Annotated in this window: 1 pseudogene; it reads left to right on the top strand. The window is 42.8% G+C overall.

Annotated elements, in window-relative coordinates:
* Nucleotides 1-421: pseudogene (locus HC175_RS19240) on the top strand (amino acid dehydrogenase); the annotation flags it as partial.
* Between the last annotated feature and the right edge of the window lie 2 nt (nt 422-423).

Below are 423 nucleotides of genomic sequence, written 5' to 3'. Positions count from 1 at the left end.
CATGCTCTCTTTTGAAGAGATCAATGAACGCATCTGGTCTCTTGAAGCGGAGATCTTTGCACCTTGTGCGGCTTCCCGATTGATCACAAGAGAACAGGTTGATAAAATGGTAGCTTCCGGCCTGGAAGTGATCTCCAGTGGTGCCAATGTGCCATTTGCCGATAAAGAAATTTTCTTTGGTCCTATCATGGAATACACAGATGAACGCATTAGTGTGATCCCCGATTTTATTGCTAACTGCGGAATGGCAAGGGTTTTTGCCTACTTCATGGAGCGCAGGGTACAAATGACAGATGAAGCGATCTTTAATGATACTTCCATCACCATTAGAAATGCTATCCAAAATGCCTTCAGTAATAACAGTAGCAAAACAAATATCAGTAAGACTGCCTTTGAAGTTGCTCTTAAAAAGCTGGTGTGACC

Source organism: Salinimicrobium oceani (genome assembly GCF_012037645.1).
The sequence above is the reverse complement of the archived record's forward strand: the minus strand, read 5'-3'. Positions and strand labels throughout refer to the sequence as shown.